Source organism: Bacillus sp. FSL K6-2861, assembly GCF_038630725.1.
Taxonomy (GTDB): domain Bacteria; phylum Bacillota; class Bacilli; order Bacillales; family Bacillaceae; genus Bacillus; species Bacillus velezensis.
Genome location: NZ_CP152037.1, coordinates 2,279,828 through 2,301,173 on the forward strand (window position 1 = coordinate 2,279,828; position 21,346 = coordinate 2,301,173).

27 protein-coding genes and 1 pseudogene are annotated in these 21,346 nt (G+C 38.8%); 12 read left to right on the forward strand and 16 right to left on the reverse strand.

Features of this window, described 5'->3' with window-relative positions:
* Nucleotide 1 precedes the first annotated feature (1 nt).
* The 6 genes and pseudogenes from NYE62_RS11115 to cgeC form a co-directional block, all read right to left on the reverse strand.
* Nucleotides 2-1,333: an aspartate aminotransferase family protein gene (locus NYE62_RS11115; RefSeq protein WP_144664645.1), complete on the reverse strand. Its 1,332-nt coding sequence runs from the start codon at nucleotides 1,331-1,333 to the stop codon at nucleotides 2-4.
* A gap of 195 nt (nucleotides 1,334-1,528) precedes the next feature.
* Nucleotides 1,529-2,027, reverse strand: a pseudogene (locus NYE62_RS11120) (GyrI-like domain-containing protein).
* A gap of 137 nt (nucleotides 2,028-2,164) precedes the next feature.
* Nucleotides 2,165-2,311: a YjcZ family sporulation protein gene (locus NYE62_RS11125; RefSeq protein WP_014418145.1), complete on the reverse strand. Its 147-nt coding sequence runs from the start codon at nucleotides 2,309-2,311 to the stop codon at nucleotides 2,165-2,167.
* A gap of 78 nt (nucleotides 2,312-2,389) precedes the next feature.
* The gene (locus NYE62_RS11130) at nucleotides 2,390-3,169 is read right to left on the reverse strand and encodes a GNAT family N-acetyltransferase (protein WP_342496950.1); all 780 of its coding nucleotides are present in this window, start codon (nucleotides 3,167-3,169) and stop codon (nucleotides 2,390-2,392) included.
* A 38-nt stretch (nucleotides 3,170-3,207) separates the two neighbouring features.
* The gene (locus NYE62_RS11135; protein WP_342496951.1) at nucleotides 3,208-4,479 is read right to left on the reverse strand and encodes a glycosyltransferase family 2 protein; all 1,272 of its coding nucleotides are present in this window, start codon (nucleotides 4,477-4,479) and stop codon (nucleotides 3,208-3,210) included.
* A gap of 64 nt (nucleotides 4,480-4,543) precedes the next feature.
* Nucleotides 4,544-4,843: a spore maturation protein CgeC gene (gene cgeC, locus NYE62_RS11140; RefSeq protein WP_012117782.1), complete on the reverse strand. Its 300-nt coding sequence runs from the start codon at nucleotides 4,841-4,843 to the stop codon at nucleotides 4,544-4,546.
* A gap of 210 nt (nucleotides 4,844-5,053) precedes the next feature.
* On the opposite strand from cgeC, the gene NYE62_RS11145 reads away from it, so the two are divergent.
* Both NYE62_RS11145 and NYE62_RS11150 read left to right on the forward strand, forming a co-directional pair.
* On the forward strand, nucleotides 5,054-5,485 hold the full coding sequence (locus NYE62_RS11145; RefSeq protein ID WP_033574682.1) for a hypothetical protein: 432 nt from the start codon (nucleotides 5,054-5,056) through the stop codon (nucleotides 5,483-5,485).
* A 6-nt stretch (nucleotides 5,486-5,491) separates the two neighbouring features.
* Nucleotides 5,492-6,448 carry a DUF3880 domain-containing protein gene (locus tag NYE62_RS11150; protein WP_251257398.1) on the forward strand — a complete coding sequence of 319 codons (957 nt, stop codon included), beginning with the start codon at nucleotides 5,492-5,494 and terminating at the stop codon, nucleotides 6,446-6,448.
* A 49-nt stretch (nucleotides 6,449-6,497) separates the two neighbouring features.
* Here the strand turns inward: NYE62_RS11150 and phyC are convergent, their stop codons facing one another.
* The gene (gene phyC, locus NYE62_RS11155) at nucleotides 6,498-7,649 is read right to left on the reverse strand and encodes a 3-phytase (protein ID WP_251257397.1); all 1,152 of its coding nucleotides are present in this window, start codon (nucleotides 7,647-7,649) and stop codon (nucleotides 6,498-6,500) included.
* Between the two features lie 315 nt (nucleotides 7,650-7,964).
* Between phyC and NYE62_RS11160 the strand changes: the two genes are divergently transcribed.
* Nucleotides 7,965-8,390 (forward strand): SDR family NAD(P)-dependent oxidoreductase, encoded by a 426-nt coding sequence (locus NYE62_RS11160; RefSeq protein ID WP_003153663.1) that lies wholly within the window; start codon nucleotides 7,965-7,967, stop codon nucleotides 8,388-8,390.
* Between the two features lie 51 nt (nucleotides 8,391-8,441).
* Here NYE62_RS11160 and sprB read toward each other — a convergent pair whose 3' ends face one another.
* Together sprB and NYE62_RS11170 are read right to left on the reverse strand one after the other, a co-directional pair.
* A complete protein-coding gene (sprB, locus tag NYE62_RS11165; RefSeq protein ID WP_139134430.1) occupies nucleotides 8,442-8,618 on the reverse strand; it encodes a recombination directionality factor SprB in 177 nt (58 codons plus the stop codon).
* 362 nt (nucleotides 8,619-8,980) lie between these two features.
* Complete coding sequence (locus tag NYE62_RS11170) at nucleotides 8,981-9,325, reverse strand: DUF3221 domain-containing protein (RefSeq protein ID WP_342497482.1); 345 nt, start codon at nucleotides 9,323-9,325, stop codon at nucleotides 8,981-8,983.
* Nucleotides 9,326-9,768: 443 nt separating this feature from the next.
* Here NYE62_RS11170 and NYE62_RS11175 point away from each other — a divergent pair, with 443 nt between their 5' ends.
* The 4 genes from NYE62_RS11175 (at nucleotide 9,769) to NYE62_RS11190 (ending at nucleotide 13,015) form a co-directional block, all read left to right on the forward strand.
* Nucleotides 9,769-10,002 carry a hypothetical protein gene (locus NYE62_RS11175; RefSeq protein ID WP_039254812.1) on the forward strand — a complete coding sequence of 78 codons (234 nt, stop codon included), beginning with the start codon at nucleotides 9,769-9,771 and terminating at the stop codon, nucleotides 10,000-10,002.
* An 879-nt stretch (nucleotides 10,003-10,881) separates the two neighbouring features.
* A complete protein-coding gene (locus tag NYE62_RS11180; protein ID WP_144664638.1) occupies nucleotides 10,882-11,310 on the forward strand; it encodes a hypothetical protein in 429 nt (142 codons plus the stop codon).
* 74 nt (nucleotides 11,311-11,384) lie between these two features.
* The gene (locus NYE62_RS11185) at nucleotides 11,385-11,906 is read left to right on the forward strand and encodes a hypothetical protein (protein WP_021493934.1); all 522 of its coding nucleotides are present in this window, start codon (nucleotides 11,385-11,387) and stop codon (nucleotides 11,904-11,906) included.
* Nucleotides 11,907-12,550: 644 nt separating this feature from the next.
* On the forward strand, nucleotides 12,551-13,015 hold the full coding sequence (locus NYE62_RS11190; RefSeq protein WP_043021832.1) for a hypothetical protein: 465 nt from the start codon (nucleotides 12,551-12,553) through the stop codon (nucleotides 13,013-13,015).
* Nucleotides 13,016-13,534: 519 nt separating this feature from the next.
* On the opposite strand, the gene NYE62_RS11195 is transcribed toward NYE62_RS11190, so the two are convergent.
* Nucleotides 13,535-13,720, reverse strand: coding sequence for a hypothetical protein (locus tag NYE62_RS11195; RefSeq protein WP_144664637.1), 186 nt, complete (start codon nucleotides 13,718-13,720; stop codon nucleotides 13,535-13,537).
* A 341-nt stretch (nucleotides 13,721-14,061) separates the two neighbouring features.
* Between NYE62_RS11195 and NYE62_RS11200 the strand changes: the two genes are divergently transcribed.
* Nucleotides 14,062-14,436 (forward strand): YoqO family protein, encoded by a 375-nt coding sequence (locus NYE62_RS11200; RefSeq protein ID WP_015240044.1) that lies wholly within the window; start codon nucleotides 14,062-14,064, stop codon nucleotides 14,434-14,436.
* A 233-nt stretch (nucleotides 14,437-14,669) separates the two neighbouring features.
* Here NYE62_RS11200 and NYE62_RS11205 read toward each other — a convergent pair whose 3' ends face one another.
* On the reverse strand, nucleotides 14,670-15,122 hold the full coding sequence (locus NYE62_RS11205) for a hypothetical protein (protein WP_094032089.1): 453 nt from the start codon (nucleotides 15,120-15,122) through the stop codon (nucleotides 14,670-14,672).
* A gap of 378 nt (nucleotides 15,123-15,500) precedes the next feature.
* On the opposite strand from NYE62_RS11205, the gene NYE62_RS11210 reads away from it, so the two are divergent.
* The 3 genes from NYE62_RS11210 to NYE62_RS11220 all read left to right on the forward strand — a co-directional run bounded on the left by NYE62_RS11210 (nucleotide 15,501) and on the right by NYE62_RS11220 (nucleotide 18,295).
* Nucleotides 15,501-16,616: a Rap family tetratricopeptide repeat protein gene (locus NYE62_RS11210; RefSeq protein WP_043021835.1), complete on the forward strand. Its 1,116-nt coding sequence runs from the start codon at nucleotides 15,501-15,503 to the stop codon at nucleotides 16,614-16,616.
* On the forward strand, nucleotides 16,613-16,735 hold the full coding sequence (gene phrK, locus NYE62_RS11215) for a phosphatase RapK inhibitor PhrK (RefSeq protein ID WP_016936664.1): 123 nt from the start codon (nucleotides 16,613-16,615) through the stop codon (nucleotides 16,733-16,735). The genes NYE62_RS11210 and phrK overlap by 4 nt, the downstream gene beginning before the upstream one ends.
* A gap of 540 nt (nucleotides 16,736-17,275) precedes the next feature.
* Entirely contained in the window at nucleotides 17,276-18,295 is a 1,020-nt protein-coding gene (locus NYE62_RS11220; RefSeq protein WP_064115745.1) for a hypothetical protein, read from the forward strand.
* Between the two features lie 60 nt (nucleotides 18,296-18,355).
* Here NYE62_RS11220 and NYE62_RS11225 read toward each other — a convergent pair whose 3' ends face one another.
* The gene (locus tag NYE62_RS11225; RefSeq protein WP_047935828.1) at nucleotides 18,356-18,715 is read right to left on the reverse strand and encodes a hypothetical protein; all 360 of its coding nucleotides are present in this window, start codon (nucleotides 18,713-18,715) and stop codon (nucleotides 18,356-18,358) included.
* Between the two features lie 46 nt (nucleotides 18,716-18,761).
* The gene (locus NYE62_RS11230; protein ID WP_229024210.1) at nucleotides 18,762-18,998 is read right to left on the reverse strand and encodes a DUF4879 domain-containing protein; all 237 of its coding nucleotides are present in this window, start codon (nucleotides 18,996-18,998) and stop codon (nucleotides 18,762-18,764) included.
* A gap of 412 nt (nucleotides 18,999-19,410) precedes the next feature.
* Here NYE62_RS11230 and NYE62_RS11235 point away from each other — a divergent pair, with 412 nt between their 5' ends.
* Nucleotides 19,411-19,500, forward strand: a complete 90-nt coding sequence (locus NYE62_RS11235; RefSeq protein ID WP_076982784.1) for a putative holin-like toxin — start codon at nucleotides 19,411-19,413, stop codon at nucleotides 19,498-19,500.
* 292 nt (nucleotides 19,501-19,792) lie between these two features.
* Here the strand turns inward: NYE62_RS11235 and NYE62_RS11240 are convergent, their stop codons facing one another.
* Genes NYE62_RS11240 through NYE62_RS11250 form a run of 3 tightly spaced genes read right to left on the reverse strand, consistent with a single transcriptional unit; the run spans nucleotide 19,793 to nucleotide 21,343 of the window.
* Nucleotides 19,793-20,362: an SMI1/KNR4 family protein gene (locus tag NYE62_RS11240; protein WP_144664636.1), complete on the reverse strand. Its 570-nt coding sequence runs from the start codon at nucleotides 20,360-20,362 to the stop codon at nucleotides 19,793-19,795.
* A 14-nt stretch (nucleotides 20,363-20,376) separates the two neighbouring features.
* Entirely contained in the window at nucleotides 20,377-20,868 is a 492-nt protein-coding gene (locus NYE62_RS11245; protein WP_342496952.1) for an antitoxin YezG family protein, read from the reverse strand.
* The gene (locus NYE62_RS11250; protein ID WP_144664634.1) at nucleotides 20,855-21,343 is read right to left on the reverse strand and encodes an SMI1/KNR4 family protein; all 489 of its coding nucleotides are present in this window, start codon (nucleotides 21,341-21,343) and stop codon (nucleotides 20,855-20,857) included. The genes NYE62_RS11245 and NYE62_RS11250 overlap by 14 nt, the downstream gene beginning before the upstream one ends.
* Between the last annotated feature and the right edge of the window lie 3 nt (nucleotides 21,344-21,346).

Here is a 21,346-nt window from a genome sequence, read left to right on the forward strand (position 1 = left end):
CTCAATCCTTCTTCATCATTTTTTCAACTTCTTCTGTAGCCTGGGAAAATAGATCTGACAGCTCATCCAGCTCGGCATATGAAATCGTGAACGGCGGGGCGATGATGACGGCGTCTCCTTCTCCGCTGTCAATACCGGGCTTTGCAGGGTAAATAAGCAGGCCCCGTTTTTTTGCCGCTTTAATGATTTTTTCGGTGAAGGCCTGTTTTTTCGAAAAAACGTCCTTCGTCGTTTTATCCTTAACGAATTCAACCCCGATCAGGAGGCCTTTACCGCGGACATCCCCAATCACCCCGCTGCGCTCTTTGATTTCTTCTAATTTCCGCTTCAGCATTACGCCTTTCTCCTCTGACTGCCGAAGCAGCTCGTGTTTCTTAACATAGCGAAGCACTTCAAGCGCAGCTCTTGCACAGTATGGGTTGGCACTGTACGTATGTCCGCTCATAATGACCCCGGAGCCCCGCTTGATCGTTTCAATGATGTCATCAGACGCAACAGCTGCCGCTATCGGAGCGTAACCGGCGCCTAACCCTTTTCCGAGCACCGCGATATCAGGTGCGATCCCCCAATGCTCAGAAGCAAGCATCCGCCCTGTTCTCCCGAGCCCCGTCATGACTTCATCCGCGATAAACAAAATACCGTGCCGGCGGCAGACCTCCTCAAGCGCTTCATAATAACCTGCCGGCGGAGTGATGGCCGCCCCGGCTGCTCCGACAATCGGTTCTGCGACAAATCCCGCGATAAATGAGGAACCGATCCGCTGAACAGCCGTTTCCAGTTCAGCCGCCGCAGCTTTCACAAATTCCTCTCCCTGCAGCTCTGAACGATACATATTAGGCGCTGAAACGGCAGGAAACCGTTCGAGCAACTGGGTGAAGCGGTATCTCCGTTCGTAGAACCCCGATAATGAAAGCGCTCCCAAAGTAATGCCGTGGTAACTGCCCCATCTTGATAGAAAGACGGATTTTTGGTATTGCCCTTTTTCCTGCCAATATTGAACGGCCATTTTCATCGCTGTTTCGACTGCCTCTGAGCCGCTGTTTACAAAAAATGACCAATTCAGCCCGCCCGGCAGATGATCCGCCAGAAATAAAGCCAGTTCTTCTGCCGGAGTACTGGTGAATTGCGAGCGATACACAAACGAAACAGAGTCAAGCTGCTCTTTTAAAGCTTGTATAATATCCTCCGTGCCGTGGCCGATATTGCAAGTGACCGCCCCCGATGCTCCGTCAAGATACTTGTTCCCCTCCTGATCATACACATATGATCCCTTTCCATGACTGACTGACGGATAATTCCCGTCAAGCTCCGGTTTGATTAAATAGCTCCCCATATCTTTCCACCTCGAAAACCCATTTGCTTCATTGTATGAACAGATGAATAACCGCATTCTTATCCTTCAGAAAGTTTTTTGCAGAAAATACCTTTCTGTAAAACAGGCTGCCGGAGATGTCCCGACAGCCTGAAAAGCGTTCTGGAAATTCTATTCCTATTGTTGATTTTATTCTTTGCTCAGCTCATTATCACATCATTTTTGATCTGAATCAGTATAAGCAGAAGGCGGAAAATTCCCGTCTTCTTTACCGTATTGAATCAATATTTCACACAAATGATGATTCACCTTTTGTAAAGTATACCTTTCGATAATGGGCTGCTCTCTGATTGATAAATTATTTTTTTCGATCTCAGAAAAAACAGTGTTCCAAAATCCACTGACTGCCTCTTTTGTATGATCAAGCAAGAAAACAGCGTACTTCCCTCCGGAAAATGTACCGATCCGGGCTGGTTCAGGCACATGGTCTTGATTGATAACAAGACAAACATCATAGCGGCATTTCTCTTTAGGAGTACGATTCGGATGATCTTGCGGAATTCCTAAAATGACAGAATGACAAAGCAGACCATTCAATTGCGCCCAGTTTTTAAATGACCTCCATCAGTTCTTTGTTTTGCTTTCCGCCATACTCTCCGATGTTTCGGAAATAAGCAATTCTGGATTCAGGTAATTCTTCAATCGTTATGTTCACATTTTCGCCCCCTTCTCCAGAAAGGTAGTATGTATTAAAATGTTTTTCAAGCTGATTTTTCAGCATGGAAATAACAAAAAGCCTGCAGAAAGTGATGTTCTCTGCAGGCTGATTTTCATTATAGGATTTTTTTCAGTCTAACAAATAAAAGCCGCACCGACGATGATTAATAAAATAAACAATACCACGATCAGCACAAAAGTGCTGGTTCCGCCTCCGCAGCCGCCGTGCCCGTAACCATAGCCAAAACTGCCGCAACCGTAGCCATATCCGTATCCGTACATACGCAAATCATCCTTTCTTCTTACGATATACGGCATTGTATGCGGGCCAACTCCCAATTGGTTTATGCGAATGCCCAACTATGTAAGAAAATAATGAAAAATTGTATGCACGCGCCGAAATCTTTTGAAGCCGAGTTTTTCATAAAAGCGGTTTACACCGTCCATCCCGGACGTCACAAGGTATACGGTTTCCATGCCGTTCAGCTTTGCCGCCGCCATCAGCTCATTCATCAATATCGATCCGTAGCCTTTTCGTTGGAATTGATCCAGAATTGCGACTTCTTCTATTTTTGCGGTTTTATCTGCTTTGTTGATGAAAAGCTCTCCGCAGCCGATCGGAATCGTTTGCGAGGCGTCGCTGTAGCACACAACAAGCATGACCGTTCCGTCCTTATACAAAGGATATTTCCGCTCAAGCTTTTGTTCGGCCGCCGCCTCGCCAATGTAAAGGGCGTCATAGATGTTCATAATAGACGACCCGTCGGCGAGGCTCTTTTCCGTCCCCCAAGCAGTGAGCGGGTGTCCCGCCTGCAGGTCCCCATTTTCCAGTTTCCTTGCAAAAAACAGCTCATCTTCCACTACGCAGCCCTGCTTTACGAGATTTTGTTTCAGAAGAAGCGGAAACGCGTGCTCCGGAGCCGCTTTCACATGAATATAATTGGCTTGAAGCAAGCCCGGAACGGACGAAAAAAACGGCAGCAGTTTGTCTAACGGAAATATACGGTGCAGCTGAACAAAGTTATGCGAAAAAATCTGCGGCAAAAAAGGGTCCGTATATACACTGAAATGCTCGAACCTCTGAATGCCGGAAGTAAGCTCTATATACTGCTTCTCGGTTTTATCAAATTGATCGGTCATAAAAGCTCTCCTTTTCCTTACACATCCAACTGCATCTCTCAACCTTTTGTTATATTGAGATTTCTCATAATTTCATCGTACACCGGATAGAACGGCATTCCAATTGGTAATTGTTTAATTTGCTGAAAGGAAATGGGTATCGCCTTCTGATTCGCAAAAAAACGTTTCGCTACGTCATGACTGATCGGATGGAGAACCCCTCTCAAATAAACATAAAATTCCCGTTCAATGCGAAACAGCATTCTCCCGGGCAGATGTTGAATACACCCCGATGTCCCCCGGGTGATCGGCGGACCGTCCGGAAGCGCTTGTATTTCGTCCCGTTCTAAAGCCGGGATGTCATGCCGTTTAAATCGGTAAAAGCGAAATGCGCTATGATCAACCAGTCTTTTCTCCCCGTCTTCTATAAAATAAACATGAAACTGATCCCTGACGAGCTGAAAATTCGGAATACTGACGGAGTTCTCTTCCTCATATTGAAATAAAAACGGATCCGGAATGACGACGGTTCGGCCTTCATATAACGTATGCCAGCGCTCATTTACAGGCTTCCTTTTATTTCGGTCAAGCTGATATACTTTCTGATCCGTCCCCTTTACAAAGGATCCGTCGATCAGGACAGACGGAAGCGATTGATACGTGTTCTGAAATGAGTGGGGTGTTTTATAGGTCGTATCCAACACTTCTTTTATCGGCAGAAATGATGTAAATGTGTTGAGCCTGCTCCAAAAAACAGAGTCTCCGTGATTCCAATGCATAACATCTTCGTCCCAAAAGCTGCCGAACTTCTCTTTCACACGCTCAAGCAATGATCTCCGGTGCATCACTGAACAGTGATCAACGAGAAAAGCGGCCTGATCAAGCACCTCTTCAGCAAAACGATAGAAGTGGAATTGTTCTGTTCCGCGCCCGTTTACATGTATCACCTTCTGGCTGGAATAGACGGCATCAAACTCGCTGTATTGATTAAGCGCTTCCGCCATGCGGCTGAGCCTATCCGGATGAAATACGGTGTCGTCTGTCAAATAAGTGATGTATTCGCCTTTAGCCCGTGAAAGCGCATCATTAATCAAAACGGCATACCGGGTGGACTTCAGCCGTTCGGCAGGATTGATAAAACTGTTGTCATAATATATGCGAGGATCTTTTATATACGTACTGATGACAGCCGAGGTTTCTTCATTTGAATGATCATCCATCACAAACAGCTCCCAATTGCTGTAGGTCTGATGCAAAACACTTTCAATCGCCTGTTTCACAAGATCCGGTTTGTTGTAACTCGTTAAGATAATTGAGATCTTCTTTTCCATCCCATCACCCCTTCTGTAAAACATAAAAAACGGCTCCGAAAGAGACAGAGCCTGATATCCGTTATTAAAAAGCACCCCAGCTGACGATGCTTGAAATCGCGACGTTTGATCTCGTATGATTGAGCGGATTTTGAAAAACGGCCAAATCTGACAGCACTTCTTTGACTATTACGTTTTGCAGTGTGCTGCCGTTAATCAGATTGACGCGTGATACAGGAACCCCAAGCTCTTTTGCCATTACAAGCTGACGCCGCAAATCTGAATGATCTCCGGACGGCTGACGGGATAACAAAAGAAGAAGAAGCAGTACGAGCTGAAATTCCTCCTCAAAACCCCCGTGTTTTACAGTTTCTTCTGAATCCAAAGTATTCCTCTCCTTCATTTTTTAATCTATACAACGTATGTCATACTCTTACAAACCGCATAGGCAAACAAAGCCTGATTCGAAAATTCAGCTGTTTGATTAAATATTGAAAAAAACACAAGCAAAACGGCATTCGACTTATACCAATCTCTTCAATCAGGAATATGAATAAACGTGAGGTTGAAATTGTTAAAGGAGGTGTATGTTCGCATGAGCGAAGATCGTTTGGAGCTTAAAAAGAACTTATTGAAAACTCTTTTAGCCCCTGTATTTGACAACAGCGCTTTATCTAGCGGTACAGATGGAGGAGATAACGTGAAAAACAGCGTAAAAGAATTATTGGAAGCGGCAATTGATGCAAAAGTAGATGAAGCAGCGGTGAAAGACAGTCTCAGCGCACAATCTGTATTGGGAAGCGGTATTTCATTAGCGGCGAGATGGATTTTTGCAAGAATTCAGCCCGGCACTGTCATCAGCATTGTGATGGATTCAGGAGACATGATCGGCCCGGTTCAATTTGTTGCCTTTGACGAAATTCACGGAATCGTTTTTGTTACGCAGGAAAATTCCGTTACACCGGCAGGCTCTGCTACAACATTGCTTGACGTCGACAAAGTTGAAAGTGTCACGTTCACTTCGTAACAGCATATGAACGTTTTATATATCCGTTCAGGATATAAAGGCATATACACGTATTTTGACCGCTGGATCGAGGAAGGCTTTTTACAGTCTTCCGTCCGCTTTTTTTCTGTTTCTGAGTTTGAGGAAGATACCATCCGCAGTATACGGGCATTCAAACCAGACATCAGTCTGATGATGACGGGAGACCGTATTCCGTCTGAATGGCTTCAATGGCTGAAGACAGAACAGATTCCCGTTTATCTATGGATGACGGAAGATCCTTTTTATTTCGATGTGAGCATGACAATCGCCCCTTTCGCCGATGCCGTTTTAACGATAGAACAAAACGCGCTTGATGCTTACCGGCAAATGGGCTTACAGCACGTATATTATGTCCCGATCCCCGTTAATCAGCGGCTTTTTAAGAAACAACCTGCTGAAGCTTCTCTTCACACAAATCTGCTTCTGATCGGATACCCGTACCCGAACCGCGTTGAACTGGTGAAAGCAGCGGCGAGGCTTCCGTATACGCTTCGTATCATCGGGAAGGGATGGCGCAGATATCTGCCTAAAAAAATCGCCAGGCAGCAAAATGTGCTCGTAATGGATGAATGGATTGCACCCGAACGTGCCGCATTATATTACAACAGCGCAGACGTGGTCTTAAACCCTCACCGTTCTTATCGGTTTGCGCTCAATCAGAACGGACGCGGCATCGAAAATATCAGTTTAAATACGAGAAGCTTAGACATTGCGGCTTGTCAGGCCTTTCAGCTGACAGACCTTTCTCCCGCGCCCCCGTTTTCATCCTTTGTTTCTTACAGCGGGCTTGCGGATTTTGCGGATAAAATCCATTTTTATATGACAAACCCGGGTGAACGTAAACAAATCGCGGCGCTTAATTATCAAGAGACAGTACCGGCGTACACGTATGACCAGCTTCCGGCTGTGCTTGCGGCTATCCGTTCCAAGACTTTCTCATGAAACGCTCTTCACATCAAAAAGCAGCTTGGATAAGCTGCTTTTTTCATGTTTATTTTCCGCTTCTGTCAGTCAGTTTTCTCGGGTCAACCTGTTTATTGACCTGCGGGTGAAAGCCGATTTTATCAGCGATTCTTTCCCAAGGCACCATTTTAAAATTTTGATTGGCCTTTTGGCCGTGATCTATATTTTCTCCGTCCTGTGCGACAAAAAGGCCGAACGGATATTCAGGTCCCAGCCCGAAACCCAGAACGTCAATTCCGTCTGTATCGCTTGTGCCGTCTGTCTCAGGCCCGTCTGTTATCTGAAAGTCCGCAACATATTTGTTCTGTCCCTGTCTTTCATAAATCGCGTAGCTGCTGTTACCCTGGCTTGATGCAAGCAAATAACCTTTCCCGTCAGCAGCGTAGTAAATCGTCAGTCCTTCAATATCAGGGGTTAAATGCCTGCCGTCGGCACGATCGATAACCGTTCCGTTACTGCCGCCGTCCGGCTCAGCGCTGAACTTCCAGATGGCCTCATCTTCTTCTGCGATATAAAGACTGCCGTATTCATCGTCTGCTGCCATCCCTTCTGTCTGAGAATTCATTTTAAACGCCCTTACCTTTTTGCCGGATATGTATCCATTTTTATCAGCATTTAATTCGTATTGTTCAAATTCGCCTTCTTTCCCTGTCACCATCGCGTAATATTTTCCTGTTTTTTGACTGTGGTACAAGCTGAAACCGTATACTTCATCAATTGCTGATGAAATCGGGCGGTCTGGATCCGTAATGCTTTGTAATGTGCCGTTTTTTCCGTCGATGGCGTAAATCTCAATGGTATTCTTTCCTTCAGACCGATTGGATGCCGCCGCAATATCAACTTTTTTTCCGTTCAACGGAAAATCATAGCGGATATCAACATTGTTCAGCTTCCCGGTAGGATAGGAATGAAGCATCTTTCCCTCTAGGCTGTACACGACTAAGCCTGATTTTTTATTGGTTGTGATCAATTTGCTGTTCTGAGGATTCTTGGGGTCCAGCCAAATCGCAGGATCATCAGCTGCATCACCTGCTGTATCAACCGGCTCCGTTTCCGCCGCCGCATTCACGGTAAAATGATAAGGATCAGACAGCTTATGCTTGGCCTGGGAAGAAACCGCACCGCATGTGAGCATCAATCCGGCTGCCGCGGTTAACAAAAGTGTTTTTGAATGATTCATTTTCCTTCCTCCTTTTATGAAAGTGTACTTTAATTGTAAAATACATACAGGAAGTTCAGTGTTAAGTTTTTGTGAAGATTGTCCGCATGTGAGAATTTATGAAGAGAAAGAATTGACGTGAGCAAATATTTAAAATGAACATTTAGTACAATATTTTATTTGTGATTTTTATTCTATTAATCGGGTAAAGCGATATAAAAGCGCATCAGGTTAATGTTTTTCTCTAATTTTTGATTTATTGGTTTCTTTCATTAACTCGCTGAAATTGTTCAACATATGATGCATGGTAGAGAAACGAGAGTTGGAGGATAAGCCATGCCTAAACAGCAAGCAGTAGAGCTACAACCGTTTTTTCACGATAAAACTGTTCTCGTCACAGGCGGGACAGGATCAATCGGAAGCCAAATAGTAAAACGCCTTTTGCTCTTAACCCCTAAAGAAGTCATTGTGTTCAGCAAAGATGACAGCAAACAATATGTGATGAAACAAAAATACGCGGATGAACAAAGACTGTCGTTTGTGCTCGGCGATGTTCGTGACTACAGAAGAGTCAACCAAGTGATGAAAGGTGTTGATATTGTCTTTCACACAGCTGCGCTGAAGCAGGTTCCGACATGTGAGGATAATCCCTTTGAAGCCATTCAAACCAACCTTATCGGCGGACAAAATGTCGCAGAAGCCGCTTTGCTGCAAGAAGTGACGCATGTGATTAATATCAGTACCGATAAAGCCGTTTATTAAGATACTTACTACAAACAAATCAAAAAAAGAAAACAAATCAAAAAAAGAAGCTTACTCTGCACTCCTTTCCAAAGCAGCCTCCAATAAATGCTGAGCAAATTGTTTATAAAATTCATCTAAGTCATCACTGGCTTCATCCTGTTCTATATAGCGGATACTGTAATTATCTTTATGGACAACCTTTATTGTTTTCTTCTTCAATTCCTCATAACGTTGGTAAGGTTCCAAAACTACACCCCCGCTTTCACAGGAGTATTATATGTATGTAATGGTTCGTCTCTTGACTGTTCTTTCTTTATCAAAACCTCGCAAGCTTGTTCAAATGTACGGTTAACTTTTTTCTTTATCCAGCGTTCAGTACCGATCTCATCTCATATGAATACGGGAATGCTGGTTTTATTCAAGGTGCCCAGTAATTCAAAAATGTGTTCTTGGCATGTGCCTTCTCTGCACTTGAGTCAACAATCGTCAAATAAATCTTGGGGCAGGATTAAGCCACCGCGAATGAGGTAAGGTTTGAAGACATTATTTCTGTTCAATATGCCGCTTCAGTTTTTTCAGCGGTATTCCTAGGAATTACAGAATATGTACTAAATACTTTCAAACTTTGAGATGTTTGTTTTTGGCGGTGAAGATTCATTTAATTTTTTATACCAAATACGAATTTTTTGTCCTTTGCTCAAGTCATCTTTATTGTTAAGTTGACTAAGTCCCAGTAATACTATATCCGATCTATACTTTTCAATAATCTCTTTTTCACTAAGATTTTCATAGTCTTTAACATCAGCTTTTTCATTAGGTATGAGAATTGCTTGATTCTCTCTTTTTAAAATGACATAGCCGACCATAGTTTGCTCAGCCTCCATAAAATGTTTGTTATGTTGATTTTGACACCCTAATGGTATACATAACGAAATGAACAACAGTAAAAACACTCTATACAAAATCAAACCGCCCTTCTTGCGTATTTGTAACAAGAGTAAAACACTGTTTAGGAACTGACAGACTAAAACGCCTCATTTTTAACGGTTTTAAACAACTTCCCCGAAGTCATGGAACACGGCGATATCTTCACCATCATAGAACCGCACAATTACATCACTAAATCCAAATTGACTGATCAACCACACACATAACCTTGGTAAGGTCTGACTTATAAGTCTATACAGCCTTTCTGCAAAATCATTTTGCTTATCTCTAAGCAGTTTACATTAACTAAGGATATGTACAGTTTTTCAGACATGTTCAGCTTGTCCTTGAAATGCCGGATTGCTTTATCTTGTTCTTTACTTAAAATGTTTATCATTTAATCATGCTGACTTAATATAATGTTTAAGTGTTTTTATATGGGGGGAATATGTGTAAGGAGGCGGTTTATTTGAAAAACGATCAGAAAATAACACTAAACTCTTCTTTTGCGTTATCCACTCTTATTGTCTTACTTATTGCATTGTACCCGTCCTATTCTTCTTGGTTTGTCACAATATTCTTTTTAGGATTTGCACTAATATACACATTTGAAAAAAAGAGCAAATCTTCAAAACTAATTGCTATTATCTCTTATCCACTATTTATTGTTGCGTTTGTTTACAGCTTAATAAACAGCATGTAATAATCCTCCCACCTAAGGCAGGATTATTTTTTATCACATTGCAGCAACTTTTGGGCCGCCTTTGTCTGTGATGATAAAGCTGTCACTCCCGATTTTTTCTTTCGATCCTTATCTTCATCAATCGTTACAAGGTGTTTTGTCATTAAAGTTGCCCCTGCCATCTTAAATTCCTGCCTATCCTTAAAGTAAACAATTTACATTCACCTAGAATGATCATATTAGCTAATCCAGCTAAATAAGATGACCAACCCCCTGTAGGCAAATTTAAAAGCAAATCCTATGTTTGAACGACAGCGGCAGTTGAGTACTTTTCAAATTTGGTATCCCGTATGTAGTTCCGGCATCCTCCCAATCATCTGCAGTTGTCGAGTAACTTAGGGTCTTAATATTTGAGGCGGTTTTAAGTTAAGTATATTGACTGATTGATTAAAGGTAGATGTTGCTTTCAGTATCATTCCTAGTCTGAGTTAGCTCTTTCGCATTAACTCCTGCCCAAAATCATAAAGCAAACCACTCCAGTAAAATTCCAATCTTGTCAATGGTGTTTCTCAAACCTAATTCCCCCTTTGAGTGTTTTAATGATATTACACTCAGACGTTACCCTGAAAATATCCATAAAACCATATTGTATTTAATTTGTTTTTGTTAAAATTACAGTTTTATTGAATCTTCTCCACGGCATAAAATGGGCATCCCCAATGAGACTTTCGGTTCTTTTTTAAAAAAGTTGTGTCTCGTATAATAACAAAAGTATGTTTTTAAAATTCTTGTTCCTTCTTTTATAACTGAAAATTTTCAGGTAATATATTGATTTTATTACAAATATCCAATATAGTTGTAAATATATTAAATTAATGGTTATTTAAGGATGGCGAAGAAATGAAGAAAAAACTTATTTCATTTATCATGGTGTTCACGTTGGCTGTGCTGACTATATCAGTTGTTTCTCCTGGCTATGCAAGTGCAGCAGAAAGTAAAAAAGCACCTGTAGTTCAAAATAGCGTACAGGCTCCTTTAGCTTCAAATTCTGAAGTACATACACAGGGCATTCCTTTCGCTAAACAAATATTAGTAAAAGCACTTAGGGTTGGCGGTCCCGCTTTAGGAAACCTTATTAAAAAGATCCCATATAAATGGGCTCAAAAAGCTGGTGATGCTTGTTCTAAGTGGGGACACAAAGCGGCGGACGTTATAGATGAACTTACAAATTTCGGAGAAACAGCTGTTACGGTGGCCTTAGTGAAAGCCGGAATTCCATTAGCTGATGCACAGTTAATTGCGAAGGTTGTTGTGTTCTTTTTGGTATAACTATACATTAAAAACAAGAGAGTGAGGCTTACAACCTTCACTCTTTTGTTTTAATTAGGTAAGGAGAGATCACCATGAATCTGCTTGTTATGACGTTATCAATTTATCTTTTATCTCTCATCGTCTTTTTTATTTTTATGTACAGAGGAGAAAAGAAAGAAGCTGCAGAAAAAAACACAAATGAAAAATTTTTATTATCTACAGTAATAGGAGCTTTGGTTTTATCACTCATTCCTACTGCAGTCATAATGGTGATAATCTTATTTGCAACAGGATCAGCAAATGTGCTTGTAAGCTTCTTTGAATTAGAAATAGAATTTAAACAGATTGTTATAACAAGTGTGTGTATGGTTGTTTATTCTTTTACTTTTGATAATATTTTTGTGGCTGTTGGAAGGCATCTCATTGGGGATAACTTCTTCAAGTTTATATTTGCCTCATTGTTTAGGTTTTTATTCATTTATATAGTGGGTATCTTATGTTCAATTGGGAACAGCGACAATTTTAAATTATCATTAGGATTAACTTTATTTTTTCTTTTGTTAGAATGTATTTTCCCTAAAAAGTCTGATCGTGCCCAGAATTTAAAATCTTAAGGACGGGCATTTGGTGAGAACATAATGCATATAAAAAAGGAATAATGTTCAAAAAGATAAAGCAGGCTTAATGTCTGCTTTATTTAATTAAAATCCCTCTTCATACAGTGCTTTCTCTAAGAAATTCAGCTCCTAAAGCTCACACTGAACCTTCATGCTTTATACTTCGTCACCACAATAAAGTAACAAGCAAGTTCCCAGAACTCTCGAATCTTGATATGCTCAATGGTACTGTTGTTTTTGCAGCCCAAGGTGGTGTTCCTGGCTTTGAGACTGTAATGGGACGCTAGCTTACTTTAATCTGCCAAAGAAAAGCATCTTGAAGGAATCGTATTAAAAAAGCCCCCATGAGATTAATAAACATTCTTATAGCTGGCTGAAAGTGATTATAGATTTAAGACTACATGGTAAACCCCGCATACATTCCTTTGAATCTTGGAGAGTATAATCTCTCCGTTACATAACTCCTTAATGCTTAGCCCCTTAAAATGAACTGAAAATTTAGTACATAATACAATAAGTTATCCTTCACCAAATGCTCTTCATATTTTGTGACAGATTCATTCCAGTTTGAATAAACCTATTGACCTCCTAAAATTAAGTGTTATTATTTACTTGAGTTTACAAATAAAGGAGTGTTTAATTTGAAAAAGTTGTTTAGTTTTATTGTTTGCACCATGGTGGCCATTCTTTCTCTGAGCTTTGCCACTGCCGCATCTGCTGAGACCGACAATTCTAGGTTTTCAACTAAGCTTACTAGCTCTGCCGAAGGTGAATTTAAAGCTTTTGGTCTTAACCCTCCTAATTCAAATAGCATTGTAAATCTTACGAAAAACAAATTGACATTCGCTGGACAAGCAACTGGCAATACATTATATTCAAACAGTTATTTTCAAGGAAAATCTTCGATAAGCTATTCAATTACAAACAATATTGGAACTAAACTAACTGTGAAAGTTTGGAATGATTCCGACTGGATTTTTGCTACTGAAACACTAACTGTAAATGCTAACGGTACAGCTACAGGAACAATAAAAAATCTAGATGCCAATGCGCTTTACTATCTATCTTTCTCTGCTCCGAGCGACTTTTCTGGCTATGTTCAATAAAACGTAATTTAAGCTCCATTCGTGGGGCTTTTTGTATTCATTAAAAACTATCGTAAGACAGAAATGGATTATTTGTAAAAATATGATATATTGGTAATACAATCGAAGATTCAAGGCTCCTACACAAAAAACAAGCCAGTGATAGAATCCTTCTTCTTTTATCTAGACTTGTTCAGCTCTCTCCAACATTTCAAAGAAATTGTGCCGCAATTAGTTTGGCATTGTAGTCTTCAACCTCTTTCTTTGTGCTGCCCAATTTATCAAAAGCTACTCGCCAATCACCATTATGAATCTGATAAAAGATTTAATCCTCAAGCCATCAAAACAAACATCTAAAATTAGCCTGTTGCCTGAAGTGCCATCAATTTTGCTAAAGGCAGCTTCTTTATTGTCACCAGCATAATGCACCTCTTTAATTGATTCATTGGTAAAGTACTATTTCCCTGGTTGCTACATAGGTTTCATTTCTTCCTCTTACTCCGTTTAAAATCACGATTTCATCTTCACGTCCTAGTGATCTTAAGTCCTTTCTCTATATATACGCAGAGCGGTATTATGAGTTCGCACAGTATTTAATGAATTGTATTTGATATCAATCACTTCAATATTAATTGACTCTGCTCTTATGAAACCATTTAATAGCCTATCAATTTCAACCCATTCATCATTGCAATATTCATCTTGGAATAACGTTATTTTAATCATTGGCTAACCCTTCCTTTAATGAACTGCTTTCGTTTAACTTACGGAAAACATATTAATCTGCTAACATTAATAGCTCATCGACTTTATCATTGTATTCACCATATTCACCAGAGTCCCATTCAACACCTACAGAACCTCGATTTGTCGTCCACAATATAATTCCCATTTCCTCCTCCTCAAAGACCTTACTTGCTCCCCTTTTTGACAACCGAGCATATTTCAACCCCTTTCTTAAAATAATCACATTTTTAAGTTAACTTTAAACTGCATTATGTTGAGAATATCACCTTTAATTGGTAAGCTGACATCTAAGGTCATACTTATACAAAGCAGGTGATATATTGAACAAAATAATCGGAATGACCGGATTAATTATCTCCTTACTTGTGCAAGGGTTCTCAGCAAGTGATTCATTGACTCATAAGATCGCCATGGCTTGTCTATTTTTGTTCTTATTGGTTTATAATTTTAACCATACTAAGGAGTTCTCTAAAAAGTCTCTGGCGATTATAGGCGCTTCCTTTATTGTGCTAATGCTTGGAATTTATCAATTGCTCTTTTTTACTGGTGATTACTTTGAAAGTCGCGGTTTAAATTTTGGATTTATCCTCTTACTTGAAATTGTTTTAGTTATTGGATTAGTGACTGCTGCGCTGAGTTTAATTAAGCATATTGCAGACCGCTTAAGGAAAACACCTGATGGTAAAGAGCGTTGACTCTTTGCCTTTTTTTAGCTAACCATTTCTTTTTATGCCGTCTTTCTATGTACAAAATCAAACGCAATATCGACTTTTGCCGGCTCTCTTCTGTCAAATGATGAATTGACTCCAGACATTCCACCTTAATGGACTCTTTTTCATTTTTCACCAGAATTTCTTGATCAATTACCTTTTTGACACTTTACAAAAGATCCAGTCGCATTTCTCTCTTTGATAAGAGCTCTACATTTCTAATAGCAAGATTGAATATTGTTTGTTAATACACTTGGCCCCAACTTTTGTGTCTTAGAATTTGAAAGGCGTACTTGCACTTTAACATTTGTCATTTCAGCCGATATGGAATCAATCCTTCCAGCCCAATTAGGACTCTCTCCCTCGGGAGTCGGATATAGTTTAAATCGCCAACTGATTTCCCCTGTTTTGGCGGCAAATCCTTCATAACCGTCGTAGCTTCCATAAGAAGATGGCTGAGGAAGGTGGACAGCAAGAATACTCATATTCGTTCTTGCAGCACTTGGCGGGTATAACTGCACTTTATAGATTAGTGCCGCACCCTTCGCATTTTTCAGTTTTTGATTTACCGGTTCGAGTACTGCACTACAAGGCATTGGACTTGCTTTCATTTGAGTTGGAGAGGCAATAACAGCAGCCAATAACGGTATAACCAAGATAAATCGTTTCATCTACATTCCCTCACATTTTTTTGTTAATTTCCCTTACTCCCGCCTTGAATATTCATCACTTTTGAATGGTTAGCTTCATTAAAAGGTGAAAAAGGCAGTACTGGAGCTAAAGGAGCTACTTGCGCTGCCGGTAAAGATCGAAAATCAGCATATGAATTAGCCGTTCAACAAGGTTTCTCTGGAACATTAGATGAGTAACTTGCTTCTCTGAAAGCAACAGCAAACTGATCACGTACCCTTCTCTAACAAGGAGGGTATTTTTTTCGTTTTTTCAAATTAGAAAATCCCAAAATCTCTACATCCTTTTACAATTTTTTCAATGACTATGTTATGATTATTCCCAAAGGATTTTTGAAATTTTCAGAAAGATGGGTTTGGATGAGTAAGATCGCTTCAGAAGTTGTTGCTACTACACTGAATGATTGGTACATTGCTATAAAGAAACAAAAGGTACATGAGTCAATAAAATATTACTCAGAGATTAAAAGCCTGTTCGATGATATGGAAGAGGATCAAGAAGTTCTTGCATATTACAGTTTATTAGAAGAAAGACACAAAATGTTGCTACACTCTTCACGCGGAGAGCCTTTACAAAAGCACACTTATTTCACTGAAGAGAATGAAAATTTCATAAAAAGAACGAACGATAAATTGGAATATAACTTTTATTTATTCGAAGCAATGTACGAGGCATACAACAAAAATTATGATCGAGCAATTAACTTATATGGATTAGCAGAGAAAAAGCTTGCAGAAATTCCGGATGAAATTGAAGCAGCTGAATTCTACTCCAAGGTCTCCTACTTATACACTCTTGTTAAACAAAGCATTGTGGCACAACACTACATCAAGAATGCAATTGCAATATATAAGCGACACCCTGATTATAAATGCAAACTGGCAACTTCAACAATGATTGCTGCTGCAAACTATTCCGATATGAAACGGTTTGAAGAGTCAGAAACATATTATTTAGAAGCAATAGACATTGCACAAGAAACAAAGGATGAATATTTGGAAGCTCAGTTATATCACAACCTTAGTATCGTGTATTCTGATTGGGACAAACCTGATAAGTGCATTAAATCTCTCGAAAAAGCTATTGGAAATGAATCTTGGATGAATTCAAATTATTATATAAATTCTTTATTCATGATAATTAAGGAACTATTTAAAATTGACGAAAAAATGAAAGCCATTAATTTTTACAATAAAGCACAGGAAAGACTCATATTAATGGAGAATAAGATATACGAAGCCAAAATTAGCATCCTATACAACCTATATTGCGGTGAATTAAAAAACAACTTCAATAATTGCATCCGTTATATTGAGTTTTTAAAACAACAAAATGACCTTGAAAGTGTAGATGAATTGTCCTACATAGCTGCAAAAAGGTTTGAATCAATAGGTGCTTTTGAAGAAGCAACAAGCTTTTTCAATGAAAAAATTTGGGCTGAACAGAAAATGAATCAGGTGGAGGGAATCTTATGAAAAAAATTGTGCTTTGCGTATCTATTTTAACTGTAATTTTAAGTGGGGTAGCTTTAACGCAATTGAGTACAGATTCACCATCTAACATCCAGGTAGCTGAAAGGCCAGTCGGAGGTTAAAAATTAATTTAGCCCTACTCATATGAGTGGGCTTTTTATTTTATGATTTGTGATCACCTGTCAAACCTGTTCTATGCAAAGCTGTGCCTCCAGGTGTATATGAAACAGCTCGTAAGATCGCTTTAGATCCGTATTTATTTCTTATCCCATCCATAACAAAATTATGGAAGCATGGGCTGGAAAAGGGGTAAGGAATTATCAGAACAACTGGGGTAAGCGATTCAAAAGCAAAAAGAAACAGTATGTTAAGGGCGCAGATATCTATGATAAGGTAAAGGCCCAGAGATATGCTAGTAGTAAAACAGGTAAGTCTTATTCAGTTGCTGCAACCAAAAAAATACAAATAAATATTATTGCTCTAAACTTGTGTGGCAATCATACAAAAATACAAAAGGAACCGACCTAGACAGTAATAGAGGCGCACTTGTCACACCTGCAGATATTGATCGTTCATCAAAAACTGTTAGCTACTAATCATTTTACTTGCAGATTTATTCTGCAAGTGTCTTTTTATTTTATATAAAAGATAAGGAGCGTTATATGAAAAAGTCTTATGTTTTATATGGGATTTCAGGAGTTCTAATTGGTGCAATAGTTATATTGTTGATCAATGCATTCTTTATAAATAAAGGTGAACACTCTGTAAGTACTTCTAAAATTAATCCAACCGAGGATAAAATCTTTTTTATCTATTCAAATCCACTTATCAAGAAAAGCGTACTCATATCCACATCACAAGGAGAAGAATTTAATAAACGATACTTTAAGGTACCGGATATACCATATATCCAGAAAAAAACCCCCTCTTCAGACGATATCGTCTTGTTAGCTGAACATGAACCATATTATTACACATTAAAAAACAACACCATTAAAGAACATAAATTATCCAATCCATTTGCTTTTTGGTATCAAGGAGAAGATATTTCTGTAAAAGCCTATAATGTCGACACCAATGGAAATGAACTGAAAGTAAATGATAAAAAGTTCAATAAAAAATATAGCCTGACTTTGCCCTCCCTAGTAACCATGGGAGAAAGCGATGATAAGTATATTTACGTCATTCAAGGAATGTCTTTGTACGTCATTGATAGAAAAACAGAAGAGATTATTAAAACGATTGGATTAGCTTCCTATGGAGATGTATTTGATCACTCTGAAAAATATGTTGTGGCTAGCTCAGAACATGAACTAACTGTAATCGAAAAAGGATCATGGAAATCAAAATTCATAAAATATCCTGATGATCTCGAACAAGCGGACGCTGTGTATTACGACAAAAAAAACGGTAAATTTTACGTTACATATATTAATAAATCCGGATACGCCTGCTTACTTGAGTACGATAAAGATTTTTCTTTTGAAAAATTCGATTTAAAATTTCCGTATATGAATGCAAAGTTTAAAGATCAAAAACTTTATGTGATTTCACAAGAGGAAAACAAAAAAGGCATTGGTGGCTATATGGGGATTTTTGATATCCGTACTAAAAAGAAACTTAATAAATTTGATTTGCCTGAAGAAGAAACAAAAGTGCAGGACTTTATGGTTTTAGATTAAACATAAAGAATAAGTTGCAAAGCAAAAGCCCCTTCCTGAATAAGGGGCTTTAATTTTAAATTAAATAGATGTTTTATACGCGTTAATGGCTTGATTTCTCAAAAGCATATTATCTTTCGTCACCATTCCAAGATTGTATGCTTGTTTGATGATATCCAGCACTTGATTATCGGTTTCAGTTACAGCTCGTCCACCCGTTATTCTAGATTTCCAGTAATCGAACTGGTGATTTAATTCTGAAGTGCTTTTAAGGTTTTGATTATCAACCACTTTTCCGTTCTCGAGCGCATCTTTAAATTCATCAAAATTAATTGAACATTGCTGATTCGAATTACTTCCTGCGCCTTCTGTCGCTAAACTGCAAAATGCTAAAAACTTAGGGTCTTTCGTAATGTTGTAAGAGTTATTAAGGCCTTCCATAACATTCACCCTCTCTCAAATTTTACAACGTTGCTGTAAATGATTTTCATGTTTTTCCCAAGTCCTTCAACTTGAATCTCTCATTTGAAGGAAGTTCGTTCATTGGAATTTCAATGTATTTGTCCCATCCTATCACTATCCTGTTTTGCCCAAGTAGAGCATCATATTTGTATATGTTTGCTTCACCTTTGTATAACAAATTCCTTCCGTCTTTGGCATTAATGACGGTCGAATTTGTATAGTCCATAAAGCGAACTTTAATATGCAGCTTGTCACCTTTCAAAACATTTGTTGCATTTGGTTTGCTGCTTGTAAGGGATTCCCAAGCAAATTTGTTGCCATCTGTGACGGAAAGAATCTAAAAACTGTAAAGCGGTGCTGCTTCAACTGCTTTTGCTTTCGATGTGTGAATGGAAAACATCGTTGTAGCAGCAAGAAGTGTAATTGTTACTAAAATAAGCACTTTTTTCAATTCCTTAACCCTCTTGGTATTATTCCACATGTCATTTATCGGTAATTCCAGCGAGGTATTTAACTTAAATACAAAAAAAGAACCTGATTCTAACTTGGTTCTTTCGTTTTAGTAACTGAATGGGTTTTTGACGACATATAAATGGAACTAGTGTATAATGTTTCCTGTACATTAAAGCATGCTCACTCAAGGGAGTCTTGCTCATCCCCTACGAAAGGGGGTAATGCTTATGTCAACATTTCAGGCATTAATGTTAATGCTTGCATTCGGGTCGTTTATAATCGCCCTGTTGACGTATATAAATAAAAAATAGACCTCCCTTGAGACTGGAATCCTGAAGAGGTCTATCACGAATAACCGCTGAGCAAGCCCTTTGATGGGCAGCTTTTTGTACAAAGCCGGGGTGTTGGTAGCACCCTGGTCTTTTTATTTTATGCATTTCACAAATCAAAATGCACAAATAATCATATAACTGTATTACCTACACTAATTATAACCACATAAAAATGGTATTTGCAATACTATTGCTTTATGGATTAAACCACTTTCACTTTGATTGAGAATCCTTGCTCCTGCTTACCTCATCACAATTGCAATACTTTTGCTTAACTGTTTAATAAATCATCATCTAGCTCAATAGATAAAATACCATCGTCTTCATCATCCTCATCTGATACCTCTTCAATAAACAGACTTTGAATGAAGTCAGAGAAAGAATTTGCGACCAAAAATGTGTCTTTTACTCCATTTGTCAATTCATGATCCCAAAAATAAACTTTCCCTGTTTCTTCTCCCTTCACACCCAGACAAATTTGGTCTCCTCCATCACCATCAGCAATCGGAATAATCCAGTCTGGCATTTGTTCTTCATAAGTTACTGTCATTGATTTAACATCAAAGTCAGTATCATCTACCCCAAACCCATAAAATAGCCCTAATCTTAAATGATTATTACTAGCCAATGGATTTTCTTCTAAGCTTGGAAATAGCACATTGTCTGCTTGTATCGTGCTTCCTCCATATCTTATTACAAATTCTTTGTACACCTCATCGAGATTTATATTTAATTCGTTTTCAAATGCTTTAATTTTTCTTTTGCTTTCTTGTTCATTTCTTGATGTGTAATGATTCAAATCAAAATTGTTCATTTTTTCAGTGATATCGTATATGCTCATTCCAAAATCCCCTCTTAAATCGGGTTTTCAGGATAATCAGCTTTATATTCCTCAATTATCCCTTTTAGAGACGCATCAGACGGTTCCTCACCTAGATACTTATGTTTCCAAATGATGTGTTGATCACTGAAGCTATAATCAGTGCTGAACCAATCAGTGTAATCAAAACTGATATTTAATTTACCTGTTCTTTCAAGGCTTAGCGTAAACGAATACCATAATTCTTGATCGTTCTCCTTGAATACTTCTCGTAGCTTCTCACTCAGATCAAACAACTTTCTCTTTTTCTCAGTAAAGTCATCTTCATCAATTGTAAAAATAAAAGGTACTTCTAAGCTATACTTGTAATTTTGTGGCTCGTCAGGGGTATTGTAATAAAAATAAGTTCCTCCTCCTGTTTGCGAAACTTGTGCATAAAACCAAAACTTTTCCCATTGCTCGGGGATCATTTCATTTATTGTTTCTGCAATCTCTTTATATAGATTGTTCAGCTCAGTCTCCGTCATATGCATCGCCCAATGTAATAAAATTATCACTTAGCCAATACCAATGCCGTCCCTTATTATCAAGCAACCGTTGAAGTAAATCAGTAAATGAAGTGGCTATTACCTGTGTTTCACCAACAATTCCATGTCGATCAAAAAAGCTATCGTAACACTTACCTTTACGATCTTCATTTAAATCAATTGTCAGATATTCTCCTTTTCCATCCGTACAAACAATATACCACTCGGATGAAATATCTTCTTCACAAAGTTCTCCAACAATAACGGGGTTAGCCAATTTAAACTCATGTGGACTTACTATATATATTGGATAATCCGCATTTTCGAATAAAACTGCTCCGCCGCATTGCTCATAAAATTCACTAACATCTCTTGGTAGTTGATGCTTCTCGTCTATTGTCGGGAGACCATCAGCTTCAAACAGCCGGCAGTCTGATGTAGAAGCAATCTTCTTGATTAACATATGAATACTCAAGTC